The 17413-nt window shown below is 59.6% G+C and carries 17 protein-coding genes and 1 other annotated feature; of the genes, 10 read left to right on the top strand and 7 right to left on the bottom strand.

Annotation, left to right across the window (positions count from 1 at the left end; translation table 11 throughout):
* The first annotated feature begins 44 nt into the window (after positions 1–44).
* From KPHS_30790 to KPHS_30770, 3 genes are all read left to right on the top strand, one after another.
* Positions 45–809, top strand: a complete 765-nt coding sequence (locus tag KPHS_30790) for an amino acid ABC transporter (RefSeq protein YP_005227379.1) — start codon at positions 45–47, stop codon at positions 807–809.
* A complete protein-coding gene (locus KPHS_30780) occupies positions 796–1518 on the top strand; it encodes a putative ABC transporter (protein YP_005227378.1) in 723 nt (240 codons plus the stop codon). The genes KPHS_30790 and KPHS_30780 overlap by 14 nt, the downstream gene beginning before the upstream one ends.
* A 297-nt stretch (positions 1519–1815) precedes the next feature.
* Positions 1816–2403, top strand: coding sequence for a DUF1062 domain-containing protein (locus tag KPHS_30770; RefSeq protein ID YP_005227377.1), 588 nt, complete (start codon positions 1816–1818; stop codon positions 2401–2403).
* A 128-nt stretch (positions 2404–2531) separates the two neighbouring features.
* Here the strand turns inward: KPHS_30770 and KPHS_30760 are convergent, their stop codons facing one another.
* From KPHS_30760 to KPHS_30730, 4 genes are all read right to left on the bottom strand, one after another.
* A complete protein-coding gene (locus tag KPHS_30760; protein ID YP_005227376.1) occupies positions 2532–2924 on the bottom strand; it encodes a glyoxalase I, nickel isomerase in 393 nt (130 codons plus the stop codon).
* A gap of 36 nt (positions 2925–2960) precedes the next feature.
* Positions 2961–4193, bottom strand: a complete 1233-nt coding sequence (locus KPHS_30750; RefSeq protein YP_005227375.1) for a putative sugar transport protein — start codon at positions 4191–4193, stop codon at positions 2961–2963.
* Between the two features lie 565 nt (positions 4194–4758).
* Positions 4759–5193: a glyoxalase I, nickel isomerase gene (locus KPHS_30740; RefSeq protein ID YP_005227374.1), complete on the bottom strand. Its 435-nt coding sequence runs from the start codon at positions 5191–5193 to the stop codon at positions 4759–4761.
* 115 nt (positions 5194–5308) lie between these two features.
* The gene (locus KPHS_30730; RefSeq protein YP_005227373.1) at positions 5309–6508 is read right to left on the bottom strand and encodes a putative transporter protein; all 1200 of its coding nucleotides are present in this window, start codon (positions 6506–6508) and stop codon (positions 5309–5311) included.
* 295 nt (positions 6509–6803) lie between these two features.
* On the opposite strand from KPHS_30730, the gene KPHS_30720 reads away from it, so the two are divergent.
* The gene (locus KPHS_30720) at positions 6804–7835 is read left to right on the top strand and encodes a putative metal-dependent amidase/aminoacylase/carboxypeptidase (RefSeq protein ID YP_005227372.1); all 1032 of its coding nucleotides are present in this window, start codon (positions 6804–6806) and stop codon (positions 7833–7835) included.
* Positions 6804–7960 (top strand) — a sequence feature (potential frameshift: common BLAST hit: gi|152970640|ref|YP_001335749.1| putative metal-dependent amidase/aminoacylase/carboxypeptidase). (Overlaps the previous gene by 1032 nt.)
* Positions 7799–7960, top strand: a complete 162-nt coding sequence (locus tag KPHS_30710) for a putative metal-dependent amidase/aminoacylase/carboxypeptidase (protein ID YP_005227371.1) — start codon at positions 7799–7801, stop codon at positions 7958–7960. Its footprint overlaps the feature before it by 162 nt. Before KPHS_30720 ends, KPHS_30710 begins: the two co-directional genes overlap by 37 nt.
* 42 nt (positions 7961–8002) lie before the next feature.
* Here the strand turns inward: KPHS_30710 and KPHS_30700 are convergent, their stop codons facing one another.
* Positions 8003–10213 carry a formate dehydrogenase H, selenopolypeptide subunit gene (locus tag KPHS_30700; protein ID YP_005227370.1) on the bottom strand — a complete coding sequence of 737 codons (2211 nt, stop codon included), beginning with the start codon at positions 10211–10213 and terminating at the stop codon, positions 8003–8005.
* A 187-nt stretch (positions 10214–10400) separates the two neighbouring features.
* The gene (locus KPHS_30690; RefSeq protein ID YP_005227369.1) at positions 10401–11480 is read right to left on the bottom strand and encodes a malate/lactate/ureidoglycolate dehydrogenase; all 1080 of its coding nucleotides are present in this window, start codon (positions 11478–11480) and stop codon (positions 10401–10403) included.
* 47 nt (positions 11481–11527) lie between these two features.
* On the opposite strand from KPHS_30690, the gene KPHS_30680 reads away from it, so the two are divergent.
* From KPHS_30680 to KPHS_30650, 4 genes are all read left to right on the top strand, one after another.
* A complete protein-coding gene (locus KPHS_30680) occupies positions 11528–11764 on the top strand; it encodes a hypothetical protein (RefSeq protein ID YP_005227368.1) in 237 nt (78 codons plus the stop codon).
* A gap of 18 nt (positions 11765–11782) precedes the next feature.
* On the top strand, positions 11783–12871 hold the full coding sequence (locus tag KPHS_30670) for a putative ABC transporter periplasmic binding protein (RefSeq protein ID YP_005227367.1): 1089 nt from the start codon (positions 11783–11785) through the stop codon (positions 12869–12871).
* 73 nt (positions 12872–12944) lie between these two features.
* Positions 12945–14714: an ABC transporter permease gene (locus KPHS_30660; RefSeq protein ID YP_005227366.1), complete on the top strand. Its 1770-nt coding sequence runs from the start codon at positions 12945–12947 to the stop codon at positions 14712–14714.
* The gene (locus KPHS_30650) at positions 14707–15777 is read left to right on the top strand and encodes a putative ABC transport system ATP-binding component (protein YP_005227365.1); all 1071 of its coding nucleotides are present in this window, start codon (positions 14707–14709) and stop codon (positions 15775–15777) included. The genes KPHS_30660 and KPHS_30650 overlap by 8 nt, the downstream gene beginning before the upstream one ends.
* 7 nt (positions 15778–15784) lie before the next feature.
* Here the strand turns inward: KPHS_30650 and KPHS_30640 are convergent, their stop codons facing one another.
* A complete protein-coding gene (locus KPHS_30640; RefSeq protein YP_005227364.1) occupies positions 15785–16156 on the bottom strand; it encodes a glyoxalase in 372 nt (123 codons plus the stop codon).
* Positions 16157–16657: 501 nt separating this feature from the next.
* Here KPHS_30640 and KPHS_30630 point away from each other — a divergent pair.
* On the top strand, positions 16658–17413 hold the full coding sequence (locus KPHS_30630) for a gluconate 2-dehydrogenase (protein ID YP_005227363.1): 756 nt from the start codon (positions 16658–16660) through the stop codon (positions 17411–17413).

Genomic DNA, 17413 nt, shown 5'->3' with positions numbered 1-17413 from the left:
ACGGCTATCGCCCAGGCGATAGCCGTATTTTTTAGGGAAGGACTATGACGGGATTCCGTTGGGAGATCATCGAGGAGTACGGCCCGCTGTTTGTGGACGGCGCCCTGATGACGATTAAATGTACCATTATCTGCGTGATCCTCGGGACGCTGTGGGGGTTAACTCTCGGTCTCGGGCGGATGGCGAAGGCCGAGCACGGGCCGTGGAAATATATTCTCCGCTACCTGGTGCAGTTTCCGGTGCGCTTTTACGTCAGCGCCTTCCGCGGCACGCCGCTGTTCGTGCAGATTATGGTGGTGCACTTTGCGCTGGTGCCGCTGTTTATCAACCCGCGCGACGGCCTGCTGGTGACCAGCGGCCTGATGAGCGCCGACTTTGCCCGCGAGCTGCGCGCCAGCTACGGGGCGTTCCTCTCCTGCATCGTGGCGATCACCCTTAACGCCGGGGCCTATGTGTCGGAGATTTTCCGCGCCGGCATCCAGTCGATCGACAAAGGGCAGATGGAGGCCTCCCGCGCGCTGGGCATGCCGTGGTGGAAAACCATGCGCAAGGTGATCCTGCCGCAGGCGTTTCGCCGTATTCTGCCGCCGCTGGGCAATAACGCCATCGCCATTGTCAAAGACTCGTCGCTGGCCTCGGCGATTGGCCTGGCCGATCTGGCCTATGCCGCGCGCACCGTCTCCGGCGCCTACGCCACCTACTGGGAACCCTACCTGACCATCTCCCTGGTCTACTGGGTGATCACCTTCCTGCTGGCGCAGCTGGTTAACCGTCTGGAAAAGAGGTTTGGCAAAAGTGATTCACATTAATAACTTACATAAGCGCTTCGGCGACAGCCACGTGCTGCGCGGCATCAGCTGCGATATTAAACCGCAGGAAGTGGTGTGCATCATCGGCCCATCCGGCTCGGGGAAAAGCACCTTCCTGCGCTGCATGAACGCCCTGGAGACGGTCAGCGAAGGCGAGGTGGTGGTTAACGGCTTTGCCGCCCACGACCGGACCACCGACCTCAACAAGATGCGCGAAAGCGTCGGCATGGTGTTCCAGCGCTTTAACCTGTTCCCGCACATGACGGTGCTGGAAAACCTGATCATGGCGCCGATGAATCTGCGCAATATGCCGCGCCAGCAGGCGGTCGACCTGGCGGAAGCCTTGCTGGCGAAGGTGGGCTTAAGCGATAAGCGCGACGCCTGGCCCTCGAGCCTGTCCGGCGGCCAGCAGCAGCGGGTAGCCATCGCCCGCGCACTGGCGATGAAGCCGTCGATAATGCTGTTCGATGAGCCCACTTCGGCGCTGGACCCGGAGCTGGTGGGCGACGTGCTGGAGGTGATGAAAAACCTCGCCAGCGAGGGGATGACCATGGTGATCGTGACCCACGAAATGGGCTTTGCCCGCGAAGTGGCCGACCGGGTGATCTTCATCGACCAGGGCGTGATTCAGGAAGAGGGCAAGCCGGGGCAGATCTTTAGCGCGCCGACCAACCCACGCACCGCCGCGTTCCTCAGCAAGGTGCTGTAAACCGGGCGGGCTGGCGCGATGCCAGCCCGCTGAGCATTCCGGGTGTATTGACGAAGCTTTTAATCATCCGCGCAAACATTGACAGGGCTCATATATCCGCGATAACCCCTTTGTTAATCTCAGGGTGTCGATTAGGACTTCTCCAGGAAAATAACGTTGGAAATCTTTTTTTAACCCACTGAAAAATAGCGATTAACTATTTTTCATACGCCAAAAATCATGGTCCGTTAATGACGGACTCGGTTTCGTATGGGTTAAAAAAGGTACGTTATGACAGTTACATGGACGGTCACGCCCGTGGGGTATCAGCACATTGCCAAACGCTGCCCCGCCTGCAATGTAAAACGCGACTTTGCGCCTTCCGGCGCCATCCGGGTGAATTCGCAAAAGAAGCTGCTGGATATCTGGAGCATCTATAAATGCACGCACTGCGATTACACCTGGAATATCGCCCTGTTTTCCAGGCTGCACGTCAGCAAGATAAACCGCGAACTGCTTCAGCGCCTGCTGAAGAACGATGCAGCCATGGTTCACTATTATGCCGCTGACCTCGCGACGCTGAAGCGCAACCGCGCCGAGCCGTCGGGGCAACCTGATTTTCGTATTCACGAGCAATGGTCGGTTACGTTGATGGCATGTCAGCGGATAACGGTGCGCGTCAGAGTCAGTCAGCCATTTCGCATCAGCCTGCTATCAATACTGAAAAAACAGCTCAAGCTGAGTACGGCTGAAATCCGGTGGTTGGTCGCGACAGGGCATATCGAGGGTATTCCACTAAAACAGCTCAAGACGAAAAAGCTGAAGGCGATGGAATATGATTTTCAGCTGGCGGCGGAAACGCTGTATGCGCGACGCCGGATTACGTTATCACTTTGCGGTAGATAACTTGCCGGGAAGATAAGCCGCAGCGCTTGAGCTGCTGGCTTTTTTATTCCTCGGTGAATAAGGACGGCGAAGTTGGCCGTCCTGACTCCCTTATCTCCGCCTGCAAAAGCCACCTCCGCTGCAGCCATTCAATCTGCAGACGCATAGTAAACAAACGCCAGCTTATTGCCGTCGGGATCGCGGACGTAGGCGCTGTGAAAACCGTCGCCATACTGCGGCCGGTGACCGGGACCGCCTTCGTCACGTCCGCCGAGTTGCAGGGCGAGGGCATGCAGTTCCGCAATATGTGCGACGGAGCGGGCGTTAAGCGCCACCATCGTTCCATTACCCACCCCGGCAGGCTGCTGGTCAAAAGGAACACCCACGCACAGCCCGCAGGTGTGATTGCCGTTGAAGGTGCCCCAGGACGCCCCCTGTTCGTTACGGCCGGCTTTGACGTGTCCCAGCAGCGCCATTAACGGGTCATAGAACTTGATGGCGCGTGGCAGATCGTTCGTTCCCAGCATAATGTATGAAAACATAGTGTTCTCCTGTTGCGGGCAAAAAGGCCTAAACCTTCAGGCTGGCTGAAGGAGATGTTGCTGACGGAGTTTTAACAAGCGCGAGACCAGCATGATGACGACGATTCCTGCTATCAGCGCCAGGCAGTGAAAAGCAATTCTGCCGCCAGCCTGGAAGTAAACCCAGCGCGCTACTTCCACCGAGGCCGCCATAAAACTGAGCGCCACAATGTTGATGGTGGCTGAAACCGTCCCTTTCGGCAGGGAGTGGGAAAAAAGCGCAAAACGGAATAATACGGGGAACAACAGGCCTGTTCCGAGGGCATAGAGACTTGTTCCTGAAACGGACCACCACCAGGTATGGGGCCATGCAATATTTCCCGCCAGTAATACCAACAACCCGGTCAGCTGTATCGGGATAGTGCGCCAGATAAAGCGGGGAGAGGTCGGATCCTTGATAAAACGGGCCACGATGATGCTGGCAATAATAACGCCGCCAAAGACAGGCACCTGGGTCCAGGCATAGGCGCCGCGCGACATCCCGCCGTCATCGATCAGGATCACCGGAGAGAGTGCTACCCAGGTGATTATCGGCAGGTTACTGAATGACAACGCCAGCGCGCCCGTGAGCACCACCGGCTGTTTAAAGGCGCGGACAAACTCGGAAAATACCTCTCCCGGACGAAACCCCCGGCCCTGAGAGGTGACCGTTTCTGGCATGTTAAAAATCAGTAACGCCCAGGCCAGCAAGCTCATGGCGCCGATGATCGCAAACAATAACTTCCAGTGCAGGAAATTCATCAGGCCAGCGCCCGCCAGGGGCCCGATTACCGGCGCCAGCAAAACGATGGATGTCAGCGCCGCCATAATGCGGATAGACTCTTTTTCATCAAAAGCCTCCTGGATGGAGACATAACCGACTGTCGAAATGAAGCAGATACTGGTTCCCTGGATAAAACGGGCGATAAGATATTGATCAATCGACGTGACAAAGATCATGCTGAAGCAGGCCAAAGCAAAGATGATGGCTCCGGTCAGTAGTACGGGGCGGCGACCAATGCGGTCGGAGAGCGGCCCCAGCAGCCACTGTAATGCCAGCCCCCCGGCTAAATAGAGGCTGACAGAGGCCGGGGCTAACGCAACATCAGCCTCAAATTCCCGGATGATGTGGATAATACCCGGCTGAATGAGATCGGTAGTCAGATAAGCAGAAAAATCATAGATAATCATCGCCAGCGGAAATAACAAGATTCTGCTAAAACGGATGTACGGTCCCAACGCTAATTTCATACGCGAAGACTCCCTGGTCGGTGACGGTTTCCCTGGTATCGGGGCCTGGTTGATGTGGATCCCTTGCGGCTGTCGTCACAGGCTGTCCGCGGAATGACAAACCGAAAGATAAAATTCGCCCGGCGACTGTCATTGGGTAAGGCAACGCAACGGCATGCAGAGGGAGTGATCGAGCATGGCAGAGGGATAACGCACCGGGTTAACTGGCTGGGGGTGACGTTTCTTATGCGAGGGAGTGGTCTCGCTGCCATCGCGTGGATGTGGAGCGTTTGTCCGCAGGGGACGAGAATGAATAAAGTCGCTTGCTCCTGAGGGGAAACATTCATACCGGGAAACCTGTGTCATCATCATGGGCAAAATAGGCGAACACTCGCCAGTGTCCGCATTCGATTTCAGCGCAGTGATAATCAGTCCGGCCAGTGATGGTCGGAAGTCTGATTATCAGATGATTAGGTTTTCCAGCATCGACGCCTCAGCTATGGGTATGAATTATTCATTAAGGAAATGATAACACCCACATTTATTATGGGAATTGCGCAGGTAAGGAAATGTGACTTTCGCCCGCTTACTGCGTGAAGCTGATCGCAACAGACCCGGCGCTGCGCTCAGCCTTGCCATGGTACACCGCCTCAATATTATTCCCCTGCGGATCCAGCACAAAAGCGGCATAGTAACCAGGATGATAGTGTCGTTCGCCAGGCGCGCCGTTATCACGTCCGCCATGGGTCAGCGCCGCATGGTAAAAAGCGTCCACCATGTCACGATCTCTGGCCTGGAATGCCAGGTGGTGGCGCCCAGTCAGTTTCCCGGCAGCCTCCGGGCTGTGGCGTGAGGCCACCACCAGTTCGTCGGCCAGCAAGTATTCATTGGCGGTGGTGATAACCGGGATCTCCAGCGCCGACAGTACGGCGGTATAGAAGTTTTTGCTTGCCTCAAAGTCTTCGACAACCAGCAGAATATGATCGATCAATCTGCCACGATGTAAGGTATTACTTTCCATGGGATTTCCTCTCGGCTGGGGGCCGGCAATGGTTAACAGCAGTGAGCCAGCAAGAACAGGATACCCTCCGGTGAGGGCCATAAAAAAGGGCTGGCGCCAGGCCAGCCCGTGAGGACTACCGTGCGGACTCCGTCGCCTCGTCCATGTCATCTTCCTGCTCACTGGCAAGCAGGGTTTTCTCGTTTTTGCACAGACACTGAATCAACAGGAACAGTACGCCGCTGGCCACCAGGGTGACGATCAGGCCATCGTAACCAGTGATGCCGATCAGCATGCCGCTGACTACCGGCCCGGCAACGCTGCCGGCGGACCAGAAAAAGCCGAACAGGGCGTTAATCATAATCAGCTTCTGCCCATTGAAGGTTTTCCCCGCCCGCACCAGCGACAGGGTATAAAGTGCGCCCGCCGCGGCGCCCAGCAGCAGACAAATGGCCATCAGCTGAATGCGCGAGCCGAGCATCAGCGGCAGGGCCAGCAGCGACAGGCTGAAAACCACCGCGCAGCTCAGATGCACGCGGCGAATCCCGACCCGGTCGGCCAGCCAGCCGAGCGGGGTCTGGAACATCGCATCTCCGGTAAGCACCACGGTGACCAGCAGCACCGCCAGCCCTTCATTCAGCCCTTTGTCCATGCCGTACAGCGGCAGCAGGGCGAGGATGCTGGCGTCAAAGAAGGCGAAGCAGAAGACCCCGGAGGCCAGTACCGGCAGAAAGGCGCCGAGGCTGCGCCAGCTGGCGCGCTCCCCGAGGCTTTCACGAGTGCCGGTGGGCAGATGGCGCAGCATCAGCAGGCAGACGGCGGTGACCGCGACAATCGCTATCAGCGCTGAGGTCTGCCAGGCTGGGCCGACGGAGATCAGCAGCGGCCCGGCCAGCTGGCAGCCGGTAAAGGCCGAGGCGTAGAGACCGGTGAGGGTAGCGCGCTGGCTGCCCGCCGCGCCGCCGGTGATCCAGCTTTCGCCGAGTACGATAATGACCCCGGAGGCCAGGCCGGTCAGCAGGCGCGGCAGCAAAAGCAGCGTCATATCGGTAGTCATGCATGAGGCGATGGTCGCCAGCGCCAGCAGGATCAGACTGCCGCTCAGCAGCACGCCCATTTCAACGCGCCGGCACAGCGCAGGAGAGAGGAAAGAGGAGATCATCATGCCGGCGGGCGGCAGGGCGGCCAGCAGGCCGACGTACAGCGGCGCGATCTGCTGCTGCGCCAGCTCAAGACTGATTAACGGCACCGTATAGCCGGTGATAAATCCCACAAGCGACGCGGCCATGATCATCGCCAGCGTGGGGGCAAGACGATTCTGGTCTGGGTTAAACATTTTATTTCCGATGACGGAGAGGTCAGTAGTGGATCCTTCGGCAAATTGCCGTCCTGAGTTGCATAATAATTAATCGACTGGCCGTTGTCACCGTTGAAATCACTACCAAAAAAGGGCCGCAGGGCGGCAGGTGGGCTGTACGCCGCGCCGCCGCCGCATTTCGTGACGTTGTCAGCGTGGTAACGACAGGATATAACGGAGGGAGCGGCAGCGCCCCGACGCCGGTGAGCGACGGGGAAAAACGCGACGCATGACCGATTATTCAGCATTACGCTATGCAGGAAAGGAGTAATACATGGCCGTATCGCCGTCACTGATCGCCGAAGCCGTTGGCTGGCGACGTGAATTTCACGCCGCGCCTGAGCTCGGATATCAGGAGCAGGAGACCTCGCGCCGCGTTGCGGAGCTGCTGGCCTCGTTTGGGCTGCAGGTGCATCGCGGGCTGGCCGGCACCGGCGTCGTGGCGACGCTGGAGAACGGCCCCGGGCCGGTTATCGGCCTGCGCGCCGATATGGACGCCCTGCCGATCACCGAGCTGGGGAGCGTCAGCTACCGTTCACGCCGTCCCGGGGTGATGCACGCCTGCGGCCACGATGGCCATACCGCGATGCTGCTGGCGGCCGCCGCCCATCTGGCGCAGACCCGCCATTTCAGCGGCACCGTCCACTTTGTCTTTCAGCCGGCGGAAGAGAACCTCGGCGGCGCGCGCAAAATGGTGGAGGAGGGGTTGTTTGAGCGCTTCCCGATGGACGCCATCTACGCGCTGCATAACTGGCCGGGGATCCCTCTTGGCGAAGTGGCGCTCAGCGATGGCGCGATGATGGCCTCGCTGGACGCCTTCGAGATAACCCTGCGCGGAAAGAGCTGTCATGCGGCGATGCCGGAGAGCGGGGCCGATCCGATCGTCGCGGCGGCGCAGCTGATAATGGCGCTGCAGACCATTCCTTCCCGCCGCTTGTCGCCGCAGGATTCCGCGGTGGTCAGCATCACCCAGATAAACGGCGGCGAGGCGATCAACGTCCTGCCGGACACCGTGGTGCTGCGCGGTACCTTCCGCTGCCTGAGCAATCGCGTTCGCGCCCGCGTGCGGGAGCTTATCGAAAGCTATGTGGCGACCCAGCCGCAGGTGTCCGATGTGCAGGGCGAGATTAGCTGGTTCCCGGGTTATCCGGTGACCAAAAACCATGCGCTGCAGGCGCAGCAGGTGCGCGAGGTGGCTGCCGCCACTCTCGGCGCGCAAGCGGTGCGCTGGAATCAGGCGCCGTCGATGGCCTCCGAGATTTTGCCTGCATGCTGGAGGCCTGTCCGGGGGCCTATTTCTGGATAGGCACCGACGGCGAAACCCCGTCGAAGCCGCTGCATAACGCCAGCTATGACTTTAACGATGCGCTGATCGGCCCCGGCGTCGCCATGTGGGTGGGGCTGGTGGAGAAACAGCTGCCGGCGGCGTAACCCACCGGCAGCGGCAGAGGGAGCGCGCTGCGCTCCCTGAGGTCAGACGTCGGCAGCGGCTTTCAGTCGCGCTTTCATGTCGCTGTAGGCCGTCCAGGCATAGCGCTCCGCCCATTGCTGGTCGGCAATCGCTTCCACTTTCACCGCACAGTATTTGGTTTCCGGCGTTTTGGAGATCGGATCGAGGTTATCCTGGGTCAGCTCATTGCAGGCGCCCACCCACCACTGATAGGTCATATAGACCGCCCCCGGATTGATGCGATCGCTGAGGTCGGCGCGGGAAATCACCTTCCCGCGCCGGGAGCTGACCCACACCAGCTGTTTGTCGGCGATCCCCAGTCGTTGCGCATCCGCGGGATTCATCTGCACCCGTCCCGGCTCGTCGGCCAGCGACTGCAGCGCGGCGCAGTTGCCGGTCATCGAGCGGCAGGAATAATGTCCGACTTCCCGCACGGTGCACAGCACCAGCGGCCACTCGTCATCCGGGCGCTCCGCCGGCGCGCGCCAGGCGGTGGCGAACAGTTGCCCTTTACCCGAGGGGGTGTCGAAGCGGTTGTCTTTATACAGCCACGGCGTGCCGGGATGATCGAGGGTTGGGCACGGCCACTGGACATGGCCCATATCGCCCATTTTCTCCCAGGTCACGCCGTAAAACAGCGGGCAGAGTTCGCGCATCTCGTCCCAGATCTGCTGGTTGTTCTCATAGTGCATCGGATAGCCCATTTCGCTGGCCAGCAGGCTAATGATCTCCCAGTCGCGCTTCACATTCCCCGCCGGAGGGATCGCCTGTTCAAACCGCTGGAACCCGCGGTCGGCGCAGGTGAAGACGCCGCCGTGCTCGCCCCAGGAGGTGGCCGGCAGCAGGACATCGGCCATTTCCGCTGTTTTGGTCATGAAGATGTCCTGCACGACCACGAAGTCCAGCGCCTCGATGCCTTTGCGCACCAGGCCGAGGTCGGCTTCGGTCTGCAGCGGATCTTCGCCCATGATGTAATAGGCTTTGATCTCGCCGGTCAGCGCTTTATGCGGCACCTCGGTGATGCGGGTGCCGACCTGGTCGTCCATCAGCGCCGGGTCGATGCCCCAGGCGGCGGCGAATTTCGCCCGCACGTCCGGGTCGGTGACCTCCTGATAGCCGGGGAACAGGTTCGGCAGCACGCCCATATCGCAGGCGCCCTGTACGTTGTTTTGCCCGCGGACCGGCCCCACGCCGACGTTCGCCCGCCCCAGGTTGCCGGTGAGCAGCGCCAGGCTTGCCAGACCGCGCACCACGTCCACCGCCTGGCCAAACTGGGTGACGCCCATGCCCCACATAATAGTGGCGGAAGGGGCGGCGGCGAAGATGCGCATCGCCTCCCGGATTTCCCGCGCGCTGACCCCGACAATCCCTTCCACCGCTTCCGGGGCGTAATCCTTCACCGCTTCGCGGTAAGCATCCAGCCCTTCGGTATAGCGTTCGACATAGGCTTTGTTGTACAGCTCCTCCTCCAGCAGTACATAGCCGAAGGCATTCACCAGCGCCATGTTGCTGCCGTTGTTGAGCTGCAGATGACGGTCGGCAATGCGCGCGGTTTCAATGCGCCGCGGATCGCAGACGATGATTTTGGCGCCGTTGTCCCGGGCCTTGATTACCCGGCGGGCGACGATGGGATGGGAGTCGGCGCAGTTGTAGCCAAAGACCAGCAGGCACTTCGAGTTTTCGATGTCGCTAATCGAGTTGCTCATCGCCCCGTTGCCCAGCGCCTGCTGTAGCCCGGCGACGGAGGGGCCGTGGCAGACGCGGGCGCAGCAGTCGACGTTATTGGTGTTGAGCACCGCGCGGGCGAACTTTTGCATCACATAGTTGGTTTCGTTGCCGGTGCCGCGCGAGGAGCCGGTGGTCATGATGGCGCGCGGGCCATGCTTCTCTTTGATCTCCCTGAGCTTGCTGGCGGTATAGCGAATCGCCTCCTGCCAGCTGACCGGCGTGAAGGCGCCGCCTTTCTGGTAGCGGATCATCGGTTGTTTGAGACGGGGCGTCAGGAGCTGCGTATCGTTAAGAAAATCCCAGCCGTAGTAGCCTTTCAGACACAGCTGGTTCTGGTTGGTGACGCCGTCGGCGGCTTCCGCGCGAATGATTTTATTGTTGTCGACAACCAGTTTAAGTTTGCAACCCGCCCCGCAGTAGGGGCACACGCTCGTGATTTTTTTCATCAGTAACAGACCTGTTAACAGTGAACAGAGGATCGCTGTCGCGCCGGGCCCGACGGGCAACGATCGCGGTATCGCCTGGTGGTGATGCAGACGCAGGCCTGTTGCGCTATGCAGGTCTTGTGCCAGAATTTAAGCTCTTGATCTGTATTGAAAAATGAAAAGAGATTGATGACGGGAGCATGACCTCGTCACTAATGACGATGACGCAGAGCGCCGACGTCAGACGCTCTGCGGGAGTAAAACGCGGCTAGGCGAGAGGGCGGCAGCGGTCGAAGTGCGATTCGCTCAGGCCGACGTCGCGCGCGGCGGCGCAGATAGCCTGCCAGCTGCCGGCATCCAGCGGGATCCCCTGCGCCAGCCGCGCTTCGCGGTTGGCGGCCTCCCATTCGCCGGGCGCCAGCACCGGGGCATCGGCATCGTGCGGCGACTGCTTACACCATGCGATAAAGGCCTCCGTCTGCGCCTGGCTGTCCGGGGCATCGAACGCGTCCGGGCGCAGGATCACCGTGGTCATGCAGTTAAAGATGGCGTCGACGCTGGTCTGCAGGCTCTCCTGATGGGTGGTTTGCCCGCCGGAGAGCGCGCCGCCGAGCACTTCGCACAGCGTCGCCAGGGCATAGCCTTTGTGCTGGGCGAAGGTGAGCAGGGCGCCCAGCGGCGAGGTCTGCATCACCGCCGGGTCGGTAGTGGGTCGACCCTCGGCGTCAATCAGGCAGCCGGGGGCCACGGCTTCGCCTTTATGCCAGGCGACGCGGGTTTTACCAAAGGCGATGGCGCTGGTGGCGTAGTCCAGCAGCAGCGGCGGATGGCCCGCGCGGGGAAACACCACGCACAGCGGGTTGGTGCCGAAGCGGCTGTCCTTCCCGCGGAACGGGGCGACCATCGGGTCGCCGATGACGCTGACGAAGTGAATGGAGATCAGCCCGGCGGCGGCGCACTGTTCGGCCCAGTAGCCGATGCGTCCGACGTGATGCGCATTGCGCAGGGCGATAGCCGCCATACCGTGCTGCTTCGCCTTTTCAATGCCTAACTGCATCGCTTCGTGGGCGACCACCTGGCCGAAGCCGGCGTTGCCGTCGAGGGTGACCACGGCGCCAGCGTCTTTGGTCACCGTGGCGTGGCGGTTGAGCTGCAGAAAACCACCGGCGTGGGATTTGACGTAGCTGGGGATCATCCCGACGCCGTGGGAGTCATGCCCGGCAAGATTGGCGGCGATCAGATGGTCCGCGACGAGGGTGGCTTCCCCTGGGGTACTGCCGAGATGGGTAAACAGTGAGACGACAAACTGATGCAGATCCGTCGCCAGAAAGCGGTGTCCTGTAGGCACTGATTCTCTCCTGTAGTCTGTTGTTATTTTGTTATGTTTGCCGTTTTATGCTGCGCCGCCCGGCGCAGAAGGTCAAGGGCGGCGTCTCCCGGCGACATGCCGCTGCGCCAGCGCCTGCGCATACGACAGACGATAAAAAACCGGGCCGGGATCGCGTTTTAATTAACGCCATAAACACCACATTTTTAAATTCTGCCAGTGTCACAAAAGCCAGAAAAAAGCCATGCCCGTCGTTGCAAGGGGAGCTGATACCACTATATGTTAAATTTGTGTTTATTAATTGATGATTAAAGGTTGGTATCATGTATAAGAAAATAAGTGGTTTAGTGGTTTCACTGACGGCCGTTTTCGCCTGTGCCGCCTGGGCGGAGGTGCCTGCGGGCTATCCCGCGGATTATCAAAAAACGATTGATGCCGCCGTAAAAGAGGGCAAGGTGGTGATCTATTCCACGACCGACACCAAAGCGGCCGGGCCGTTAATTAAGGGATTTGAAGCGCAATACCCGGGCGTCAAAGTCGAATATAACGACATGAACAGTACCGAGCTGTATAACCGCTATATCAGCGAACAGGCCGCCGGGGGCGGCAGCGGGGATGTGGTGTGGAGCTCATCGATGGATACCGCGCTGAAATTAGCCACCGAATACGCCGAACAATATGCCTCGCCGGAGGTGAAGCAATTACCCGACTGGGCGGTCTGGCAGCAAAAAGCCTATGGCACTACCTATGAGCCGGTGGTGTTTATCTATAACAAACGGCTGATCCCGCAGAATGAGGTACCGGATTCGCATACCGCGCTGGCAAAACTTATCGCCAGCCAGGCCGATAAATTTAAAGGCAAAGTCACCACCTACGATATCGAAAAATCGGGCCTCGGCTTTATGCTGGCGGTACAGGACAGCCAGGCCGACGCGAACTATTTTGCCGACCTGGCGAATATCGCCAAAGGCGGCCTGACGGTGCAGTCTTCCACCGGCACAATGATGGAGCGCGTCTCCTCCGGCGAAAACCTGATCGGCTATAACATTCTTGGCTCTTATGCCGAAGCGCGGGCGAAAAACGATCCCTCTTTAGGTATTGCCTATCCGAAAGATTACGTGCTGGTGCTCTCCCGCGTCTCGTTTATTAGCCAGGAGAGCGAACATCCCAATGCGGCGAAATTGTGGCTGGATTATGTCCTGTCGGAAAAAGGCCAGCAGATCCTCGCCAGCCAGGCGGATATTCCCTCTATTCGTCGCGATATTGCAGGTAAAAATGATATCGACGGCATGACCGCGCTGCTGGGCAAAGCGTTAAAACCGATCCCGGTCAACGAAACGCTGCTCGATTATTTACAGCCGCAAAAACGTCTGCAGTTTATTAAACAATGGCGCAGCGCCGCCGCGAAATAATCCTCCCCTGGGGCATCGCCGATGCCCCTATTCACACCCGGCGGGTTTATTCACCTGACCGAAGGGATGAACCATGAACGTATTACGCAGAAAGTGGCAGGGGCTGCCGCGCGGCGTGGTGGTGTGCATCACGGCGCTGGTGATTTATGTCCCACTGTTATTTATTGTGGTGCAGAGTTTTCTTTCGGCACCGTTCTTTTCCCGCTCCAAATCGTGGAGTCTGGAAGCCTTCGCCTTTATTTTTACCGACCCGGATTTTTATCTGGCATTAAGGTCAGGTTTTATTCTGGCCTTTGGCCTGGTGATTATCGCCATTCCGCTGGGCGGTATTTTGGCGTTTCTGATGGTGCGCACCGATTTACCCGGCCGGCGGATCATTGAGCCGCTGATCCTGGTGCCGATCTTCGTCTCGCCGATGGTGCTGGGCTTTGGCTACGTGGTGGCCGCCGGGCCGGTAGGCTTCTTTTCCCAGTGGGCGCAGCAGCTGATCGGCTTTGTGCCGTGGAATATCTACTCGATGTTCAGCATTGTGGTCATCGCCGGCTTAACTCACGTTCCGCATGCCTATCTCTATATCTCTTCGGCGCTGCGCAGCGTCGGCTCCGACGTGGAAGAGGCGGCGCGCACCGTCGGCGCCACGCCGCTGCAGGTGATGACCTCGGTGAGTCTGCCGATGGTGCGGCCATCCATTCTTTACGCCTGCGTGTTGCTCTTTTTCCTCGGTCTGGAAGTCTTCGGTCTGATGCTGGTGCTGGGCGACCCCGAGGGCAACATGGTGCTGGCGACCTATCTCTACAAGCTGACTAACAAGCTCGGCACCCCCTCCTACCATCTGATGGCGGCGGTGGCGGTGGTGCTGATCTGCATCACCATCCCGCTGGTGATGCTCCAGCGGCGGCTGATGCGCACCGCCAACCGCTTTGTCACCATGAAGGGCAAGGCGTCCCAGGCGCGGGCGCTGCCGCTGGGCAAATGGCGCTGGGTGGCCGGGGCGGTGGTGGTGGCCTGGCTGACGGTGACCATCGGCGTGCCGCTGCTCGGCGTGGCGCTGCGCGCCTTTATCTCCAACTGGGGCGTCGGGGTGTCGCTGTGGGATGAGCTGTCGCTGGCGACGTTCCACAATATCTGGCAGCAGCCCAACCTGCTGCGGGCGATCGTCAACTCGATGGCTATCGGCATCGTCGGCGGCGCGCTGGCGGTGATCTGCTATCTGTTTGTCGGCATCGCCATGCACCGCAAAGCGGACAACGTCACCCGCTTTCTCGACTACAGCGTGCTGGTCCCGCGTGCGGTACCGGGGCTGCTGGCCGGTCTGGCCTTCCTGTGGGTGTTCCTGTTTGTGCCGATGTGGCTCGATCAGTCGCTGAAGCACGGCTGGCTCTCGGCGCTGCCGGTGGCCGACTGGCTGCGCGAACACCTTATCGTGCAACTGCGTGCCCTGCGCAACACTATCTTCAGCGTCTGGCTAGCCTACACCGTGGTATGGATGGCTTACGGCCTGCGGCTCATCTCTTCGACGCTGCTGCAGGTGGGCCCGGAGCTGGAGGAGGCGGCGCGCAGCACCGGCGCTTCCCGGGGGCAGATCACCCGCCACGTGACCGTCCCGCTGTCGCGCTATGGGCTGATTGGCTCCTGGCTGCTGATGTTCCTGATCTTTGAGCGTGAGTATTCCACCGGCGTCTATCTGCTGTCGCCGGGTACCGAAACCATCGGCTCGATGCTGGTGTCGCTGTGGGCGGCGGGGGCCATCGATATCGTTGCGGCGCTCTCCTTTATCAATATTCTGCTGGTGGTGATTGGCCTGGGTATCGCCCTGCGCTTTGGAGTGAAATTACATGATTGAGTTATCGGTAGAAAATCTGCATCTCACCTATGGCGACAACCCGGTGTTGAAGGGGGTGTCCATGACGCTCGGCCGGGGGGAGGTAGTATCGCTGCTGGGGCCTTCGGGAAGCGGGAAAACCACGCTGCTGCGGGCGGTGGCCGGGCTGGAAAAACCGACGAGCGGACGGATCGCCATCGGCAACCGCACGGTGTACGACGGCACGCCGCGCAGCGAGATCCCGGCCGAAGAGCGTAACCTCGGCCTGGTGTTCCAGTCCTATGCCCTGTGGCCGCACAAAACGGTGTTCGACAATGTGGCCTATCCGTTGAAGCTGCGTAAAGTGGCCGCCGGGGAGATAAAAGAGCGGGTGCAGCGTGTGCTGGATCAGCTGGGGCTGGGGCACCTTGGCAACCGCCATCCGCACCAGCTCTCCGGTGGCCAGCAGCAGCGGGTGGCCATCGGCCGGGCGCTGGTTTACAACCCGCCGGTGATCCTGCTGGATGAACCGCTCTCCAACCTTGACGCCAAGCTGCGCGAAGAGGCGCGGGTGTTTCTGCGCGAACTGATCATTAAGCTGGGCCTGTCGGCGCTGATGGTCACCCACGATCAGAATGAAGCAATGGCCATCTCCGATCGTATTCTGCTGCTGAACAATGGCGTCATTGAGCAGCAGGGGACGCCGCAGGAGATGTACGGCAGCCCGGCGACGCTGTTCGCCGCTGAGTTTATGGGCAGCAATAACCGCCTGCACGGCAAAGTGATGGCGCTGGAGAACGGCAGGGCGCGGATCGAAGGCGCCAGCTGGAGCCTGTGGGGGCGAGCGGGCGAGGGGGTTAGCGTTGGCGAGCCGGCGACGGCGGTGATCCGCGTCGAGCGCCTGCGACTTGACGGCGCCGCGCAGGATAATAGCCTCCAGCTACCGCTGCTGACCAGCATGTACCTCGGCGACCGCTGGGAGTACCTGTTCCGTACCGAAGGCGACGACTTTCCGCTGCGCGCCTACGGAACGGCGCTGCGCGATGCCGAACACTGCCATCTGACGCTCCCGGCGGAGGATGTGTGGATTTTTCCGCAGCGGTAGCCGCCCGTTACCCCGCCAGATGGCACACGGCTTCAATATTGTGCCCGTCTGGCGCAATCACAAACGCGGCGTAGTAACTGGCGTGGTAGTTTGGCCGTAGCCCCGGCGCACCGTTGTCCTTTCCTCCGGCGGCCAGCGCCGCCTGCCAGAAGGCATCGACCTGCTCGCGGCTGTCGGCGCGAAAGGCAATGTGCAGCGGCGCCGGTTTTTCCGCACTTTGATAGAGGCATAGAGAAGCATCGCCGCTGCCGGCCAGCTCTGCGCCGTAGCTCGGTTCGCCTTCGCCGACCAGCGTTACGCCAAGCGGGGCCAGGGCCTGCAAAAAGAACGCTTTGCTGGCGGCATAGTCGCTAACGCCGAATTTCACATGATCGAACATATCTTCTCTTCTCCTGTGGATGGTACATCACCAGCTGAAGGCGCTAGCCGGACAATAGATACAAGATAGTTAACAACGGTTATTAACTTTTTTAACAGCTCAAAATGTTTAATTATTCCTAATACGAGTATTTACAGACGTTTAATCTGCCATGTACCATAAACAAAAAATAACATTTGTGATACAAGTCACTCTTTTTTGGCGCATGGGTAAGCTCAGCGCGGTGTGAATGCCGCTGGTTTACCGCCTCAAGGTTATGGCAGCACTCTTCTCACGATGACAGACCGGTGAATTTCTCTCCGATTTCCCGCGTTTCGTTGAGAATCGTCTACTATCCAAACGATAACCCTATAAATGATATCGCCTCTGGCGATGTTTTATCCGACTTGCCGGGCCGGGCCAGACGCTAAGCGGTTTAAAAGCGCAATGGTATCGGTTCCAGCACGACATTCACTGGTTTTGTCAGCGACAAAAACAGTAATTTTCAATGACAGGAATGTGATGATGTCGAGCGAGAAAACCAACAATTCCAGGCGTGATTTCCTGGTGAAATCGATGGCGCTGATCCCGACGGTGGTGATCGGCGGCGCGGGAGCAGGGGCTATTGGCGTGGCCACCAGCGCGACCGCGCAGGCGGCCCCCGCTTCAGAGCCAGCCTCCGGGAACACCGCGGCGGCCAGCGACTGGAAGCCGCAGTTCTTCAACGATCGTGAGTGGGCGTTTATCAACGCCGCCGTCGCTCGCTTAATCCCGGCGGATGAACTCGGTCCCGGTGCCAAAGAGGCCGGCGTCCCGGAGTTTATCGACCGCCAGCTCAATACCCCTTACGCCACCGGCTCCATCTGGTATATGCAGGGGCCCTTCAATCCCGACGTGCCGAAAGAGATGGGTTATCAGCTGCCGTTGGTGCCCAAACAGATCTATAACCTCGGGATCGCCGACGCCGAGGCGTGGTGTCAGGACAAATATCATAAAACCTTCGCTGAACTGAGCAGCGAGCAGCAGGACGAGGCGCTCGGCCTGTGGGAATCGGGTAAAGCCGAGTTCAAACAGCTGCCGGCCTCGCTGTTCTTCACCTATCTGCTGCAAAACACCCGCGAAGGGTTCTTCAGCGACCCGATCCATGGCGGCAATAAAGGCATGGTCGGCTGGACGCTGATTAATTTTCCCGGCGCGCGCGCCGACTTTATGGACTGGGTTGAACGGGGCGAACGCTACCCCTTCCCGCCGGTATCAATTAATGGGGAGAGGGCGTAA

This window comes from Klebsiella pneumoniae subsp. pneumoniae HS11286, from assembly GCF_000240185.1.
Classification (GTDB): Bacteria; Pseudomonadota; Gammaproteobacteria; order Enterobacterales; family Enterobacteriaceae; genus Klebsiella; species Klebsiella pneumoniae.
Note: the sequence above shows the minus strand (reverse complement) of the source record. Positions and strands in the feature narration are given on the sequence as shown.